The sequence below is a fragment of the Ferrithrix thermotolerans DSM 19514 genome, from assembly GCF_900128965.1.
GTDB classification, from domain to species: Bacteria; Actinomycetota; Acidimicrobiia; order Acidimicrobiales; family Acidimicrobiaceae; genus Ferrithrix; species Ferrithrix thermotolerans.
In genome coordinates, this window is sequence record NZ_FQUL01000007.1 from 1 (window position 1) to 14758 (window position 14758).

Here is a 14758-nt window from a genome sequence, read left to right on the forward strand (position 1 = left end):
CCTCGACGAAGCTCCACCACGGTTGTGGTGGTACGCTCGCTGGGAAGAAGCTCGCAAAGGCCCTCACCTGCGAGATATGCGGTAAGGAAGTGGACCGGGATCACAACGCCGCAGAGAACCTCCGTGACTTAGCCAAAGTACAACGCCAGTCCTGGTGTAGTTGGCGCCAGTGCCCTGTACGTACCCGGGCCACCTGAAGGTGGCACAGACGGCAGGTCCGATGGCCGGGTCACCGACCACCGGGCGAGGCTGCATAAGACCTCGACTTCGTCGAGGCCGCGGCCGATGAGGCGAGAACCAAAGCCTGCTCCCGGCAGGCAGAGGAACCCTGCGAGGGGTGCAGCTGAGTGATGCGCACTACTGCTCACTTAGATGCAACGGTTAGATGTCTGTCTCGTCGTGTTGTCCTAAAGCGATCGTGAGGTTTGAACGCGATGACCGAATGTTCTCGGTTTTCGGGGGTCGACTCCGGTGATCTAGGAGGCTTAGCTGTGTGTGTTCGTCTTGGGATCTCGCACACTGAAGGCTGAAGATGTCTACGACGGCTATAGTGTCGAGAGCCAAGGTGCTTCTACCATAGCTCGATTTAGGAGCGGCAGAGTCAGCCATGTCGGGTTATTGCTGGATCTGCATAGTTATGTAGATCGTAATCGGTACCAATCAAACCGTAACAGCTGCGTGAGATAACAAAGCGGTTACTTTGATGTACAGAGTAACTTCTTGGGACCTAAGTGCGTTTCGTTCATAGAGCCTAGGAAGGGAATCCCAAAGAAGTGGTTCTACGGATGATATGGTGGAACTTCTTGGAAGTGCGTCATTAGTTACTTTCATACAGGGCGGTTCTGAGCCTCAAGAGCATTTCGGCTCGAGTTTTCTTCTATGAGATGCTGAATCCATTATCGATGCATCTACCGCATAGGCTTCTGCAGCGATTACCTAAGAGAGCGGGTGACGGGAATCGAACCCGCGTTCTCAGCTTGGGAAGCTGATGTTCTGCCTCTGAACTACACCCGCATGAACTTGTTTGTTCTTCTAAATACTATCGTATCAATCTATATGATCTTGTCTGATAAGTCGATTTGGGAAGAGATTGAGGCGGGTAGGGTTGTTATCGAGCCGCTAGGTGAGGGGTGTGTGCAGCCCTCGTCCGTGGATCTGCATCTCGATTCCTTGTTCCGGGTATTTAGGAACCATTCGATAAAGGTAATAGATGTGAAACTGGCCCAGGAAGAGCTTACGGAGTTGGTAGAGGTAGAACGGGATTCGGCTTTGATACTTCACCCAGGTGAGTTTGTGCTTGGATCTACCGCTGAGCTGATCGGGATACCAAATGACCTAGTTGGACGGTTGGAGGGAAAGTCTTCTCTGGGGAGGCTTGGACTTCTGATACATTCAACGGCTGGCTTTGTCGATCCCGGGTTCCGTGGACACGTTACCCTAGAACTCTCTAACGTTGCAAACCTGCCGATTACTCTGTATCCGGGTATGAAGATCGGTCAGATAAGCTTCCTAAGGATGACCTCGGAGGCCGTCAATCCATACGGATCGAGCGATCTTGGAAGTAAGTACCAGGGACAAAGGGGCCCCACGCCGTCTAAGTACTACTTGAACTTCCCTCCGGCTAAGTGACCTCCTTGTTACCGCTTAGTATTTTTCTACGGTTTCATTTATTATCAAAGAGTGATCTAGGCTAAGAGGATCTAGAAAATGTTTTATTGGAGAACCCTTGAGACTGTTGGTTGGAGTCATAATTGTTTTAGCTGCCTTGGGAATAGCAGGGCGTCGCTTTTTCTTTATCTTCAAACTGGTTAGCAGTGGGAAGCCAGCCCCTGGTAGGGCCGAAGGTGTGTATCAACGTATCGTGGCAGAGATTACCGAGGTCTTTGCCCAAAAGAAGTTGTTGAAAAAGACCGTTCCGGGACTGGCGCACTTCTTTACGTTCTGGGGGTTTATAGTCCTTATTGCCACGATTGTCGAGGCATTTGGGGCTCTGTTCAACCGGCACTTTGCGATTCCCTTGATCGGCCATGACTCCTGGCTTGGGTTTTTGGAGGACTTCTTCTCAGTAGCGGTACTGGTATCGTTGCTAGCATTTAGTGTGATTCGCCTGAAGAACGCTCCTAGTCGCAAGGACCGATCTTCTAGGTTTTATGGCTCTCACACTGGTGCTGCATGGCTGGTCCTTGTGGGAATTGCGCTTGTGGTTGTGACGCTTCTTCTCTATAGAGCCTTCCAGGTGCTTGCGGGGGACTTTCCCTACTCGAACTGGGCCTTTGCGTCTCATGGACTTGCATCGCTCTTTAGTGGTCTGTCGCCGAGCACAGCTTACGCACTTGAGACCGTTTTCTTGGAAGCCAACATCTTGGTCATAATGGCGTTCCTGATATTTGTCTCTTACTCTAAGCATCTGCACATATTTGTGGCGCCAGTCAACATAGCGTTTTCCCGCCGGCCAAAGGCATTGGGTGCTCTGGCGGTTACGCCAAGTATGGATCCTGAGACCTTGTCCGAAGACGACGTCTTCGGAGTGGGTTACCCGTCCCAACTGAACTGGAAGCAGCGGCTCGATCTGGTTACCTGTACCGAGTGTGGACGTTGCCAGGAGCAGTGCCCAGCCTGGAATACGGGGAAGCCTCTGTCTCCCAAGCTCCTGATCATGGACCTCCGAGAAAGTATCTTTCACGCCGCCACTTTGGCGAAGAGTGGTTCGGTCGAAAAGATCCCCGAAGAGCTTCCCCTTGTTCCCGATGCCATCTCAGAGGATGTCCTCTGGTCGTGTACAACCTGCGGAGCATGCGTTGAAGCATGTCCCGTCGATATAGAGCACGTGGACACAATTGTAGATATGAGGCGTTTCCAAGTGCTAATGGAGTCGAACTTTCCCAGCGAAGCAAACCTCATGCTTAGAAACATCGAGAATCAAGGCGACCCCTGGGGCCTTGGCGGATCTAAGCGGGAGGACTGGCTAAAGGAACTGGACTTTGAGATCCCAGTTGTTACCGGCGAGATTCCGGAGGAGATCGAATATCTGTTTTGGGTGGGTTGTGCTGGTGCCTTAGACGAGCGAGCAAGGAAGGTTACGGTTACAATTGCCCGGCTTCTGTACCGCTCTGGAGTGTCTTTTGCAGTGCTTGGTGCAAAAGAAAGCTGTACTGGAGATCCAGCCCGGCGTCTTGGGAACGAATATCTCTTTCAGATGCAAGCTATGCAAAACATTGAAGTTCTAAAACAGGCCAAGGTAAAAAAGGTGGTTGCCTCCTGCCCACACTGCTTTAACTCCATCGCTAGAGAGTATCCGTCTCTGGGTGGTAACTTTGAGGTCATGCACCACACACAGCTCCTAGAACAGCTTATTGCTTCGCAGAAGGTAGCTCCGGGAGTATTTGAGTCAAAGGTTACTTATCATGATCCGTGCTATCTGGGTCGACACAACGAGGTATATGACGAGCCTCGAGGGGTACTTAGCGCTATACGAGGCGTTGAGTCGGTGGAGATGCATCGACACAGATCGAAGTCTTTTTGTTGTGGAGCCGGCGGTTCGCGTATGTGGCTTGAGGAGAAGATTGGCAAGCGGATCAATCTTGAGAGAACCGATCAAGCTCTAAGTACAGGAGCTAACGTCATATCAACTGCGTGTCCGTTTTGTATGATCATGCTCGACGATGCTGTAAAGGCTCGAACCGCTGAAGGGGCGACAGCTGAGGGCAAGGAGGTTCTTGATGTTGCTCAGATTCTCGAGCGGTCTATGGATGCAGACATCAGTAACAAGTAACCGATGCATGGGGTAAAAAAGCTTGATGCGGTCGTAGTCGGCGGCGGGATGAGTGGTGTCTCGGCGGCGAGGAGGCTCAAGGAAGCGGGCCTTTTGGTAAGAGTTGTCGATAAGGGGGTCTCCCTAGGGGGGCGTATGGCAACGCGCCGAGTGGCGGGAGGTCTGGCTGACCATGGTGCTCAGTTTATAACCGTTCGTTCGGATGAGTTTCAAAGTCTCGTCGATCGTCTTTACTCAGTTGGTCAGATAAAGATATGGCACTTTGGCTGGGAACGAGAACGAGATGGATTTCCTCGCTACGTGGGAACGAAGGGTATGAACTCTCTCCTGCGAAGCGTTGGCGACGGTTTGGACTTTACAACAGGCTTTAGAGCCAGCTCAGTCAAAGTAATGAAAGACGGCTCTTACAAAGTATTCTCAGACGACGGTCGGTCATTCTCAGCCGATACAGTGCTGGTGACTACGCCCTTGCCTCAGGCGTTGCAGATCGTCTCTGACTTAGACACGGCGTCCTTAGATGAGCTATCGGTCGCCTATCACTCTACCGTTGCGGTAATAGCTCCGAACTTTACCGGTAAGTTACCCAATGGTCTTGGCGCTGTGAAGTTTACTGACTTCGACAAGGTGGCGATAGTGGTAGATAACGCCCAAAAAGGCATATCTGAGGTACCTGTACTAACGGTGCACTTTGGACATGAGATGTCGGCACGACTCTTTGATTTGGAAGACTATGAGGTTCTAGAGGCCTGTGACGCTGCGCTAGCCACCTATGAGATATCGATAGACACGGAGGTTGCCCAAGTGAAGAGATGGCGATACGCAACCCCACAGCGACTCCTTCCGTCACGATTCCTTGAGTTAAACGTGGATAAGGCGAGGTACCCAGTGTTCTTCTCAGGTGATGCTTTCCTTGAGAGTCGCGTTGAAGGAGCCTATCTATCGGGATATTGGGCGTCCGCCAAGATGATTGACGTACTTAGAGGTAGGTAGCATCCAGGCGGCACGTAACGGACATTTTGGTGGTTCTAAAGGGCTAACTGAAGTGCGAATAGTTAGCCTTGTAGTAGCTTTTGTATCCTCTCTAAGCCTTCGACTAGTGCACTGTCCGCTAGGGCATAAGACAGCCTGAGATGTCCAGGGGCTCCAAACGCCTCGCCCGGAACTACCGCCACTTCGGCCTGTTCCAGTATCACCTCAGTCAGGTCCATAGACGAGGTAACTTTTGTATCCCCGATGCTCCGACCAAAGACTCCGCTGACGTCTGGAAACACGTAAAATGCTCCCTCAGGCTCAAGTGTGTTGAATCCGTCTATCTCTGAGAGCATGGCGACCATGGTCTTTCTTCTTCGGTCAAAGGCGGTGCGCATCTCATCTAGGCAGGAGAGGTCTGCCAGCAAAGCAGCTACTGCGGCTCTTTGAGAGATGTTTGATATGTTCGATGTGACCTGTGACTGAAGGTTGCTAGCGGCCTTGTGCACCTGTGGTGGACTTATCATCCATCCGATTCGCCATCCGGTCATAGCGTAGGTCTTGGCGACTCCGTTGACTATGACTGTCCGTTCGGTCAGCTCCGGAACGGAGGATAGGATCGGGGTCGACTTCACTTCGTCGTAGGTGAGGTGCTCGTATATCTCGTCCGTCATCACCCACAGTCCTTTGTCGAGCAAGAATCTGCCCAAATCGAAGGTTTCTTCTGGGGAGTAAACAGCACCTGTAGGGTTAGAGGGTGAGACGTGGATAAATAGCTTGGTCCTCTCCGTTATGTAGGGTTCTAAGGCTTGTGGTGTGACCTTGTATCCTTCCCTAATCGATGTTGGAACAGCGACAGGTACACCGCCGGCCAGTTTGACAAGTTCAGGATAGGTAGTCCAGTATGGGCTAGGTATGAGAACCTCATCACCCTCGTCAACTAAGGTCATGATGGTGTTGAAGATGGCGTGCTTGCCTCCGTTGGTAACGATGATTTGATTGGGAGAGAATTCGAGTCCTGAGTCTCGCCTGGTCTTGAGAGAAATCGCCTCTCTCAGCTCCAAAAGACCAATGGCAGGCGTGTACTTGTGGTTCTTTGGATCTTGTGCCGCCTTAATGGCCGCTTCAACTATAAACTCTGGTGTAGGAAAATCTGGTTCACCGGCACCGAACCCGATCACGTCGACACCGGAGGCTTTGAGAGACTTTGCCTTTGCGTCGATCGCTAAGGTAGCGGACTCTTCTACTTGAGCTATTCGGCTAGATATCGGTGATTTCTGGGACATAACTGATTGCTCCGTCAGGTACTAAACTATGGAAAGGAAGTCTAAGTTGACCGATAGCCCAACTGTGCAGATTCCTAGTGATCTTCTCCCGAAAGATGGAAGGTTTGGATCTGGACCCTCGAAGATACGTCCTGAAGCAATCTCTTCTTTGGTAGATGTAAGCACTACCTATCTCGGCACGAGCCATCGTCAAAGCACGGTTAGAGACGTTGTAGGGCGTCTTCGTAACGGCCTTGCGGAGTTGTTCTCGCTCCCATCAGACTACGAGGTAGTCTTGGGTAACGGAGGCGCAACCCAGTTTTGGGATATCGCAACCTTCTCTCTTATAAGGCGACGGTCGCAGCACCTTAGCTTTGGTGAGTTCTCATCTAAGTTTGCATCTGCAGCTGCGTTGGCACCACACCTTGAAGACCCTGACATCGTGAGCTCTGAACCTGGAACCCGCCCCAAGGTAAAGGTCGATGACACTATAGATCTCTATGCTCTCACTCACAACGAGACCTCCACAGGGGTCATGATGGAGATAGAAAGGCCCCTTGGGGCGGAGAGTGCCATAGTTGCTGTGGATGCGACCTCTGGCGCGGCAGGGTTAAAGGTTGATGCAGCGGAGTTTGACTGCTACTACTTTTCTCCCCAAAAGTGCTTCGCCTCTGAAGGTGGCCTTTGGATCGCTCTCATGTCACCTAAAGCGCTCAGGCGTGTTGAGGAGATCAAGGAGACCGGCAGGTTCGTTCCGGCGACTTTGGATCTCTCCATCGCAGTGGAGAACTCGCGCCTAAATCAAACCTACAATACTCCAGCACTCGCAACTATCTATCTAACTGTCAATCAGATCGAGTGGTTCTTGGAAAACGGCGGTTTGAAGTTCTCGACGGGACGTTGCTCGGAGTCAGCTGATATTCTCTACGGATGGGCGGAGGGGTCGACCTATGCTACTCCCTTTGTGCAAAATGTGGTGGATCGGTCTCTCGTTGTCGGAACTATCGACTTCGACCCTGAGATAGATGCCCTGAGCGTAGCCAAAACTTTAAGAGCCAATGGGATAGTGGACGTAGAGCCATATAGAAAGCTCGGCAGAAATCAAATAAGGGTCGCTATGTTTCCATCCATAGATCCATCGGATGTGTACTTGCTCACGAGAGCGATAGATTACGTAGTACATGCCATCAAGTAGCTCCCGAGACCTTCGAGTCTTGGTACTTTTAAGGAGAGAGATGATAATAGATCGGGCACACTTCAGCTTTGTCTAGGAAAGCTCTGTTTATCTTTGTCTCCCTAGGGATGATATGGGGTTCGTCTTTCCCGATAATAAAGCTTGCACTTCGGGGGCTATCTCCCTTTGATCTTGTGTTGGTAAGAGTTGCCACTGCAGCCCTTGTGATGGCTGCAGTGGCTGCTTCAAGGGGCGAGTTGTTTCGTGGGCTTGGCAGGTTGACAAAGATAGAGATTCTTTCCCTGGTGGGAGGAGGTCTATGTTCTTATGCTTTACCGTACCTACTCCTTACTTATGGAGAAAGCCATGTGTCGGCATCGATGGCAGGGATGCTCAACTCCACGACGCCTATCTTCACCGTTTTGTTGACCCCTCTTTTCTTCCGAGCTGGTTCGCAGAGCCTAAGAACCTATGTCGGTGTTGCGGTGGGACTCTTAGGTGTATCGATAGTCCTTGAGCCTTGGAGAACACACGGAGGAACGAGCGACTTTAGGTACGAACTAGCTGTACTTTCAGCAGCGGCCCTTTACGGCGTCGGTATCTTGGTGCAAAAGAGGTTTTTGCTACCTACTGCTTTATCTTCAATACAGATTGCTGCTTACCAGTTGATCGTATCGTTAGTGGTCTATGTATCTGTTGGAGTTGCAGATCAGAGAGCCCTTGTTGCTTTAGATGTTGGACGTCCTCTAGTATTTGCAGTGGTACTGGGTGTCGTAAACACAGCTATAGCTGGTCTGTTGGCCCTCTCTCTCACCCGATTAGTTACCGCTACCGTCTCGTCAACGGTGACGTACCTTATCGCAGTGGTAGCTGTACTCGCTGGCACGGTTTTCTTGGGGGAACCGATTACGTTTACCTTTGTTGTGGGAGCCTTGATAACCTTTCTGGGACTTTACAGTGCTAGTGAAGCCGCTGCAGTCCCCTCCTTCCTGAAGCTACCTTCGCGTCAGTGAAGGCATAAAACCAGGACGCCCAGCCTCAAAGTCGTCGATCGCTTGACCATGCAACATGGTAAGTCCTATGTCATCAAGACCGTTTAGGAATCGGTACTGCGTGAACTCGTCTAGCTCAAAGGGTTCGTCAACCCCGGCGTCTTTAGAGGTAATGCGTAGGTTTGTGACGTCCACGACTATCTCGGTTTTTGGATTGCGTGCGATTGCGCTGAAGAGACGTTCAGCGACCTCGGATTTGACCACGACGGGAACGATTCCGACCTTAGTGCAGTTGTTGCGAAAGATGTCGCCGAAGCGAGGTGATACTATCGCTTTGAATCCGTAGTCTTGCAGTGCCCAGACGGCGTGTTCTCGAGAAGAACCCACGCCAAAGTTTGATCCAGCTACTAAAATCTGTGCGCCACTGTATCGTGGATCGTTCAATACGAAGTCGGGATCCTCCCGCCACTCAGCGAAGAGTCCTGCGCCAAATCCGGTCCTCTCTACTCTTTTTAGCCAATCGCTTGGGATGATTTGATCGGTGTCGACATCAGCCCTTGGAAGTGGCATTGCACTTGCTCTTATAACGCTTATGGGTTCCATGTTGGCGAAGTCCTTTCTAAAGATCCGAGGGGGTAGCGAAAGTGCCCTTTATTGCGGTGGCGGCAGCCACCGCAGGCGACACCAGATGAGTGCGTCCTCCCTTACCTTGGCGACCTTCAAAGTTTCGGTTAGAGGTCGATGCAGAGCGCTCGCCCGGTCGGAGCTGATCGGGATTCATTCCAAGGCACATCGAACATCCAGGCTCTCGCCACTCGAATCCTGCCGCACTGAAAATTCTGTCTAAACCCTCTCGCTCTGCCTGTTCTTTTACTTGGCGAGAGCCTGGTACGATGAGCGCCCGAATCGTAGGCGCAACCTTCTTGCCATCGACAACCTGAGCCACTGTTCTTAGATCTTCAATCCTTGAGTTTGTGCAAGATCCAATAAATACAGTGTCGACGGCGATGTCCCTTATCTTTGTGTGCGGAGAAAGATCCATGTAAGACAGGGCTCTTAGAGCGTTGTTTCTCTCGCTTTCATCGTCAAAGGAATCCGGATCGGGAATCTCACCGTCGATGGGAATTACCTGGGAGGGGTTGGTACCCCACGAGACGTATGGAGTCAGTGTTGAGGCGTCGACAGTCACCTCTTTGTCAAACACAGCGTCAGCGTCACTTGCGAGCGTGGACCACCACTGCAGCGCAGCCTCCCAATCACTTCCTTTGGGAGCGTATGGTCTGTTCTCTATGTAAGAGAATGTGGTCTCGTCGGGAGCGATCAAACCAGCACGGGCTCCAGCCTCGATGGTCATGTTGCATACAGTCATACGTCCCTCCATGGATAACGACCGTATTGCGTCCCCTCGATACTCCACCACATAGCCGATTCCACCACCGGTGCCTATCTTGCCTATGATTGCAAGAATAAGATCCTTAGCCGTTACTCCTATGGGAAGTTGATTGATTACATTGATCGCCATTTGCTTTGGCTTTTTCTGTGGAAGAGTCTGCGTCGCTAGTACGTGTTCGACCTCTGAGGTGCCGATACCGAAAGCCAGTGCGCCAAAAGCTCCATGAGTAGCGGTGTGGGAGTCGCCGCAGACGATCGTCATACCTGGAAGCGTGAGGCCCTGTTCTGGACCGATTACGTGAACTATTCCCTGGTTGGGAGAGCCCATCGGAAAGAGCGTAATTCCGAACTCTGCACAGTTTTTGTTAAGTACCTCAAGCTGCTTTGCAGAGATGGGGTCAGAGATGGGTGCAAAGATGTTCTTTGTGGGGACGTTATGGTCTGCGGTAGCTACGGTTAGGTCTGGTCTGCGGACACTGCGCCCCGCAAGGCGTAGACCGTCAAAGGCTTGAGGAGATGTGACCTCGTGGAGAAGGTGAAGATCGATGTACAGTAGGTCCGGCTCCCCGGCGATCGACCTGACTACATGACTGTCCCACACCTTTTGTGCTAATGTTCTCCCCACCTATCTGACCTGCTCTTTCCCTGTAGGACCGATCGGACCTCGTCGCTTTGGAACCAAAGTATAGTCGGTAAGCCCTTGTGGGCGTGGCAAGTGGGTTTCTTCGATGTTGCTGTGGGCGGCAGTACCAAGATTGTTGACCCCTAGCTCGGCACAGCTCCCCAGCTAAGTTCTTGCTAGGCGATATAGAGCCCGGGGATTCGACTCACTCGCCTATCTTTACGACCTCTACCCGAAGAACGCCGCCAGGAGCCTCGTACTCGACCCAGTCTCCAGGTGCTGCGCCGTTTAGGGCTTGTCCTAGGGGAGAGGTAGGCGATATTACGTCGATCCCCTCCATCTTCTCCTCGATAGATCCAAAGAAGAAGCGGTATGTCTCGTCTTCGTCCTCGTAGCGGATACTTACGACCACTCCAGGGGTGACCTTTGTTGTTTCACTTGGGTCACTATCGACGATGGTTGCATTGGCCAGGAGGGCTTGGATCTGTCTTATGCGCGCCTCCATCTTGCCCTGCGTGTCTTTGGCTGCGTGGTAGTCTCCGTTTTCTTTCAGATCTCCAAGCGCTCGTGCCGCCTCGATGACGTTTGCGATCTCAATACGTCCACGGGTGGTTAGATCCTCTAGCTCTCTTTGGAGCCGTTCGTAGGCTTGTCGCGTAAGTACCGTCTCGCTCATGGTTCTTCTCAAACTCCCGTGCTAATCGTTGTATGGGTATTTTTAGGGCTGATGCCCTCAGAGCACAACCATTAACTTTACAGGCTTGATCGAGATACTAGGAAGATAATTTCATTACCCACTGTCTCACCTCCAAAATTCGGAGATAAGAGCAGACTTTAGGGGTGCATGCACTAAGGTGTGTAATCTATGAACCAGGTAAGAGTTCTAGCTGTTTTCGTAGTAGAGATTATCTGAACGCTCATACATATGTGTGAGCGAGACCGGCCACATTGTGGGCGGTCTTTTTAGTTTTACTACTAATAGTTGTTCGTAGTAGGATGAGCGATCGGGGAGGGAACTTGGCGCATTCGATAGCGGTTATTGGTGGAGATGGGATCGGGCCTGAAGTGGTTGCAGAGGCACTCAAGGTTGTCTCAGCGACTGGTGTTGACATTACCACAAAAGAGTTTGACCTCGGAGCCCGGCACTATTTGGAGACCGGCGAGGTCTTGAACGACTCGACTCTAGAGGAGTTGCGCTCTTTCGATGCGATACTTCTTGGTGCTATTGGCCCAGCGATCGGGTCAACGGACGTGCCTCCCGGACTACTAGAGCGAGGTCTACTTCTAAAGCTTCGCTTTGCGCTTGATCTCTATATAAATCAACGCCCTTTCATATCACCGGATCCGGACTCTGGATTCCAGGGTCTACCTATTGACATGGTGGTGGTGAGAGAAAATACTGAGGGAACCTATGCCGGTGAGGGTGGGTTCCTACGACGAGGTACCCCTTATGAGGTGGCGACTCAAGGCTCGGTGAACACACGTTTTGGGGTGGAGCGAACCGTAATATATGCCTTTCGCCTTGCGAGCCAGCGACCTCGAAAACACCTCACGTTAGTCCATAAGACGAACGTCCTTACCTACTCAGGAGACCTGTGGCAACGAACCTTCGACGAGGTTGCAAAAGAGTTTCCTGATGTGAATGTATCCTACAGTCACGTCGATGCAGCCTGCATCTACTTGGTAGAGGCTCCACAGCGTTATGACGTAGTTGTAACAGATAACCTCTTTGGAGATATCTTGACAGATCTTGCAGGAGCGGTCTCGGGAGGTATCGGTCTTGCAGCCTCTGGGAATCTAAATCCCGAGAGAACCTCTCCGTCTTTGTTTGAGCCAGTACACGGAGCGGCACACGATATTGTAGGTTCTGGCAAGGCGAATCCTACGGCTGCAATTCGCTCAGCAGCGATGATGCTTGATTTTCTTGGGGAGAAAGAGGCAGCTTCGAGAGTCTTTAAAGCTCTTGAGAGCAGCCCCAAGACGAATCTTAGGACCGAAGAGATCGGTTCCTTTTATGCGGAAAGGATATGAGATATGCCCATAACTGAAAGCTCCAAGATCTGGATGGACGGTTCCTTAGTCGATTGGAAGGATGCGAACGTCCACGTGCTCTCTCATGGACTTCATTACGGTTCAGGTGTGTTTGAGGGTATACGTGCATACTCGACCGATCAGGGACCGGCGGTGTTTCGACTCCAAGATCACGTCGATAGATTTTTCAACTCTGCAAAGATGCTGTTGATGGAGATTCCATTTACCAATAAAACAATCTTCGATGCAATCAAAGAGACGGTGCATGTAAATGGTCTTGACTCTTGTTACATTCGCCCTATTGCCTTTTTAGGGTATGGGGAGATGGGACTCAACCCCCTTATGTGCAAAACCTCAGTCTCGATAGCGGTATGGCCCTGGGGAACCTATCTAGGAGAAGATGGGTTGCAAAATGGAATCAGGACCAAGGTGTCCTCGTGGCAACGTCACGATCCCAACTCCGTGCCACCTGCGGTGAAGTGCACCGGTATGTACGTTAACTCATCACTTGCAAAGGTTGAGGCCATAAAGAGTGGGTATGACGAGTGTATTCTCCTGAATCCCCAAGGCGAGGTTGCAGAGTGCACCGGTGAAAATATATTCGTTATCAAAAACAACGCACTTATCACGCCTCCTATATCGTCAGGTGCTTTAGATGGAATAACGCGGGACTCCATCATGAGGGTTGCCTCGGACATGGGATACCAAGTCAAAGAACAGACTCTGCTTAGATCGGATCTCTACATAGCAGATGAGGCCTTTTTAACCGGGACTGCGGCCGAGGTTGTGCCGATAGCCTCCGTCGACGACAGAGAGATAGGGAGTGGAAAGCCGGGAGAGATGACGAAGAGGCTTCAAAACGCCTTCTTTTCTATCGTCCGAGGCGAAAACGGAAAATATAAAGACTGGTTAGAGTATGTCGTCTGAACACGTAGCGGGACTCCCTTCCTCCGTAGATGTTTACGACACCACGCTTCGGGATGGTGCGCAGCAGGAGGGCATCTCACTTACAGTTGAAGACAAGCTGAGAGTAGCCCGTCAGCTGGACGCCTTGGGAGTCCGTTATATCGAAGGTGGTTGGCCAGGTGCTAACCCCAAAGACGCTGAGTTCTTTAGGCGTGCTCCGGAGGAGCTGAATCTGGAGCACGCAACCTTGGTAGCCTTTGGCTCCACGAGAAGGGCAGGGGTTAAGGCTGAGTCAGACGCCACTTTGAGATCCCTGCTCGAAGCCTCTACCAAAGCAGTCTGTCTGGTAGCCAAGGCCTGGGACTACCACGTAACTGACGCCCTAAGAACCTCATTAGGTGAGGGTATTAAGATGGCCTTTGACTCCGTCGACTTTCTTGTCAAACAAGGACTTGAGGTGTTCTTCGACGCAGAACACTTCTTCGACGGATACAAGCGGAACCCAAGCTACTCCTTGTCGATACTCGATGCGGCTGAGCAGGCAGGTGCAAGAACTCTGGTGCTATGTGACACCAACGGAGGAGCCCTTCCCTTTGAGGTGGAGGAGATAGTTGCAAGAGTCAGCGAAGTGAGTGCCGCACAGATCGGAGTGCACTTCCATAACGACTCGGGGTGCGCTGTAGCCAACTCTTTATCTGCGGTTAGAGCAGGCGCCACCCACGTGCAAGGATGTATAAATGGATACGGTGAGAGAACCGGAAATGCAAATCTGTCGACCGTGGTTCCAGATCTCACCCTAAAGATGGGTATTGAGACGGTACCCAGGGAACGGATTCAGCTGATAACCTCCCTATCTCGACACGTCGCGGAGATAGTCAACCTCCCGCTCTCCCCACAGTCACCCTACGTCGGAGCTTCGGCCTTTACTCATAAGGCGGGTTTGCATGTCAGTGCAATCGCCAGGCGGCCAGACGCCTACGAGCACATTGATCCTGAAACGGTGGGAAACGGTACTCGATTTGTCGTATCGGAGATGGCTGGACGTCAAAGCCTCTTACTCAAAGCTAACGAACTCGGTGTTGAGATCAGAGACGAAGCTCTCTCGCAGGTACTGGAAAGACTAAAGGAACTCGAGCACAAGGGTTATCACTTTGAGGTCGCAGACGGATCTTTGGAGTTGCTCCTTCGACTTAGTGAAGGATGGACCCAGGACTTCTTTTCACTTGAGTCTTTCAAAGTGCTTACGGAATATAAAGAAAAGGGTGAGTCGGTTACAGAAGCTACCGTCAAAGTTGTGGTGAACGGTGAGAGAGTCATTGAGACTGCCGAGGGTAACGGACCGGTGTCAGCCTTGGACGCTGCCCTCCGAAAGGCTCTTCGACCCTACTTTGAAGCCCTTAGCCAGATGCATCTAACAGACTTTAAAGTCAGAGTCCTCGACTCTGACAAGGCTACGGATGCGACCGTTAGGGTATTGATCGACTCTTCCAACGGAGATGACACCTGGTCTACGATTGGAGTGTCCTCAAATGTTATTGAGGCCTCTTGGCACGCCTTGGTGGACTCGATCGTAGTGGGTCTTATTAGAGCCGCTGCCTCAAGTGTTTATCTGTAGTATCGTTGTGAAGAGACAGT

The 14758-nt window shown here is 51.5% G+C and carries 15 protein-coding genes and 1 tRNA gene; 9 read left to right on the forward strand and 7 right to left on the reverse strand.

The annotated features are described in order from the left end of the window. The coding region (locus BUA24_RS13315) for a zinc ribbon domain-containing protein (protein WP_419187294.1) at positions 1-197 on the forward strand (197 nt) is incomplete at its 5' end. Between the two features lie 32 nt (positions 198-229). On the opposite strand, the gene BUA24_RS13130 is transcribed toward BUA24_RS13315, so the two are convergent. The 3 genes from BUA24_RS13130 to BUA24_RS03655 form a co-directional block, all read right to left on the reverse strand. Further along, positions 230-358, reverse strand: a complete 129-nt coding sequence (locus BUA24_RS13130) for a hypothetical protein (protein ID WP_272867280.1) — start codon at positions 356-358, stop codon at positions 230-232. Positions 359-660: 302 nt separating this feature from the next. Beyond that, complete coding sequence (locus BUA24_RS12415) at positions 661-831, reverse strand: hypothetical protein (RefSeq protein WP_178138692.1); 171 nt, start codon at positions 829-831, stop codon at positions 661-663. A 112-nt stretch (positions 832-943) separates the two neighbouring features. Beyond that, a tRNA-Gly gene (locus BUA24_RS03655) sits at positions 944-1014 on the reverse strand. Here BUA24_RS03655 and dcd point away from each other — a divergent pair. From dcd to BUA24_RS03670, 3 genes are all read left to right on the forward strand, one after another. Beyond that, positions 1015-1629 carry a dCTP deaminase gene (gene dcd / locus BUA24_RS03660; protein WP_072788843.1) on the forward strand — a complete coding sequence of 205 codons (615 nt, stop codon included), beginning with the start codon at positions 1015-1017 and terminating at the stop codon, positions 1627-1629. Between the two features lie 97 nt (positions 1630-1726). Further along, a complete protein-coding gene (locus BUA24_RS03665; RefSeq protein WP_072788845.1) occupies positions 1727-3772 on the forward strand; it encodes a heterodisulfide reductase-related iron-sulfur binding cluster in 2046 nt (681 codons plus the stop codon). Positions 3773-3775: 3 nt separating this feature from the next. After that, positions 3776-4762, forward strand: coding sequence for an NAD(P)/FAD-dependent oxidoreductase (locus BUA24_RS03670; protein WP_072788847.1), 987 nt, complete (start codon positions 3776-3778; stop codon positions 4760-4762). 62 nt (positions 4763-4824) lie between these two features. Here BUA24_RS03670 and BUA24_RS03675 read toward each other — a convergent pair whose 3' ends face one another. Next, the gene (locus tag BUA24_RS03675) at positions 4825-6027 is read right to left on the reverse strand and encodes a pyridoxal phosphate-dependent aminotransferase (protein WP_072788849.1); all 1203 of its coding nucleotides are present in this window, start codon (positions 6025-6027) and stop codon (positions 4825-4827) included. Positions 6028-6055: 28 nt separating this feature from the next. On the opposite strand from BUA24_RS03675, the gene serC reads away from it, so the two are divergent. Together serC and BUA24_RS03685 are read left to right on the forward strand one after the other, a co-directional pair. After that, positions 6056-7201, forward strand: coding sequence for a phosphoserine transaminase (gene serC, locus BUA24_RS03680; RefSeq protein WP_072788850.1), 1146 nt, complete (start codon positions 6056-6058; stop codon positions 7199-7201). Between the two features lie 68 nt (positions 7202-7269). Next, positions 7270-8193, forward strand: a complete 924-nt coding sequence (locus BUA24_RS03685; protein ID WP_072788852.1) for a DMT family transporter — start codon at positions 7270-7272, stop codon at positions 8191-8193. Here the strand turns inward: BUA24_RS03685 and leuD are convergent. The 3 genes from leuD to BUA24_RS03700 form a co-directional block, all read right to left on the reverse strand. Next, on the reverse strand, positions 8176-8775 hold the full coding sequence (gene leuD, locus BUA24_RS03690; protein WP_072788855.1) for a 3-isopropylmalate dehydratase small subunit: 600 nt from the start codon (positions 8773-8775) through the stop codon (positions 8176-8178). The genes BUA24_RS03685 and leuD overlap by 18 nt on opposite strands. 16 nt (positions 8776-8791) lie before the next feature. Then, positions 8792-10189 carry a 3-isopropylmalate dehydratase large subunit gene (gene leuC, locus BUA24_RS03695; protein WP_072788856.1) on the reverse strand — a complete coding sequence of 466 codons (1398 nt, stop codon included), beginning with the start codon at positions 10187-10189 and terminating at the stop codon, positions 8792-8794. Between the two features lie 202 nt (positions 10190-10391). Continuing rightward, complete coding sequence (locus BUA24_RS03700) at positions 10392-10862, reverse strand: GreA/GreB family elongation factor (protein ID WP_072788858.1); 471 nt, start codon at positions 10860-10862, stop codon at positions 10392-10394. Between the two features lie 320 nt (positions 10863-11182). On the opposite strand from BUA24_RS03700, the gene BUA24_RS03705 reads away from it, so the two are divergent. From BUA24_RS03705 to cimA, 3 genes are read left to right on the forward strand one after another with little or no spacing between them, the layout of a single operon-like run. Continuing rightward, positions 11183-12217 (forward strand): 3-isopropylmalate dehydrogenase, encoded by a 1035-nt coding sequence (locus BUA24_RS03705; RefSeq protein ID WP_072788860.1) that lies wholly within the window; start codon positions 11183-11185, stop codon positions 12215-12217. Positions 12218-12220: 3 nt separating this feature from the next. Beyond that, a complete protein-coding gene (locus BUA24_RS03710; protein ID WP_072788861.1) occupies positions 12221-13144 on the forward strand; it encodes a branched-chain amino acid transaminase in 924 nt (307 codons plus the stop codon). Further along, complete coding sequence (gene cimA, locus BUA24_RS03715; RefSeq protein WP_072788863.1) at positions 13134-14738, forward strand: citramalate synthase; 1605 nt, start codon at positions 13134-13136, stop codon at positions 14736-14738. The genes BUA24_RS03710 and cimA overlap by 11 nt, the downstream gene beginning before the upstream one ends. Positions 14739-14758 lie beyond the last annotated feature (20 nt).

Bases quoted from the DNA above. Each gene is read 5' to 3' on its own strand.
- leuD (WP_072788855.1), bottom strand. From the start codon at position 8,775: ATGGAACCCATAAGCGTTATAAGAGCAAGTGCAATGCCACTTCCAAGG.
- serC (WP_072788850.1), top strand. From the start codon at position 6,056: ATGGAAAGGAAGTCTAAGTTGACCGATAGCCCAACTGTGCAGATTCCT.
- BUA24_RS03700 (WP_072788858.1), bottom strand. From the start codon at position 10,862: ATGAGCGAGACGGTACTTACGCGACAAGCCTACGAACGGCTCCAAAGA.
- BUA24_RS03710 (WP_072788861.1), top strand. From the start codon at position 12,221: ATGCCCATAACTGAAAGCTCCAAGATCTGGATGGACGGTTCCTTAGTC.
- BUA24_RS03675 (WP_072788849.1), bottom strand. From the start codon at position 6,027: ATGTCCCAGAAATCACCGATATCTAGCCGAATAGCTCAAGTAGAAGAG.
- BUA24_RS03670 (WP_072788847.1), top strand. From the start codon at position 3,776: ATGCATGGGGTAAAAAAGCTTGATGCGGTCGTAGTCGGCGGCGGGATG.
- cimA (WP_072788863.1), top strand. From the start codon at position 13,134: ATGTCGTCTGAACACGTAGCGGGACTCCCTTCCTCCGTAGATGTTTAC.
- BUA24_RS12415 (WP_178138692.1), bottom strand. From the start codon at position 831: ATGAAAGTAACTAATGACGCACTTCCAAGAAGTTCCACCATATCATCC.
- dcd (WP_072788843.1), top strand. From the start codon at position 1,015: ATGAACTTGTTTGTTCTTCTAAATACTATCGTATCAATCTATATGATC.
- BUA24_RS03705 (WP_072788860.1), top strand. From the start codon at position 11,183: ATGAGCGATCGGGGAGGGAACTTGGCGCATTCGATAGCGGTTATTGGT.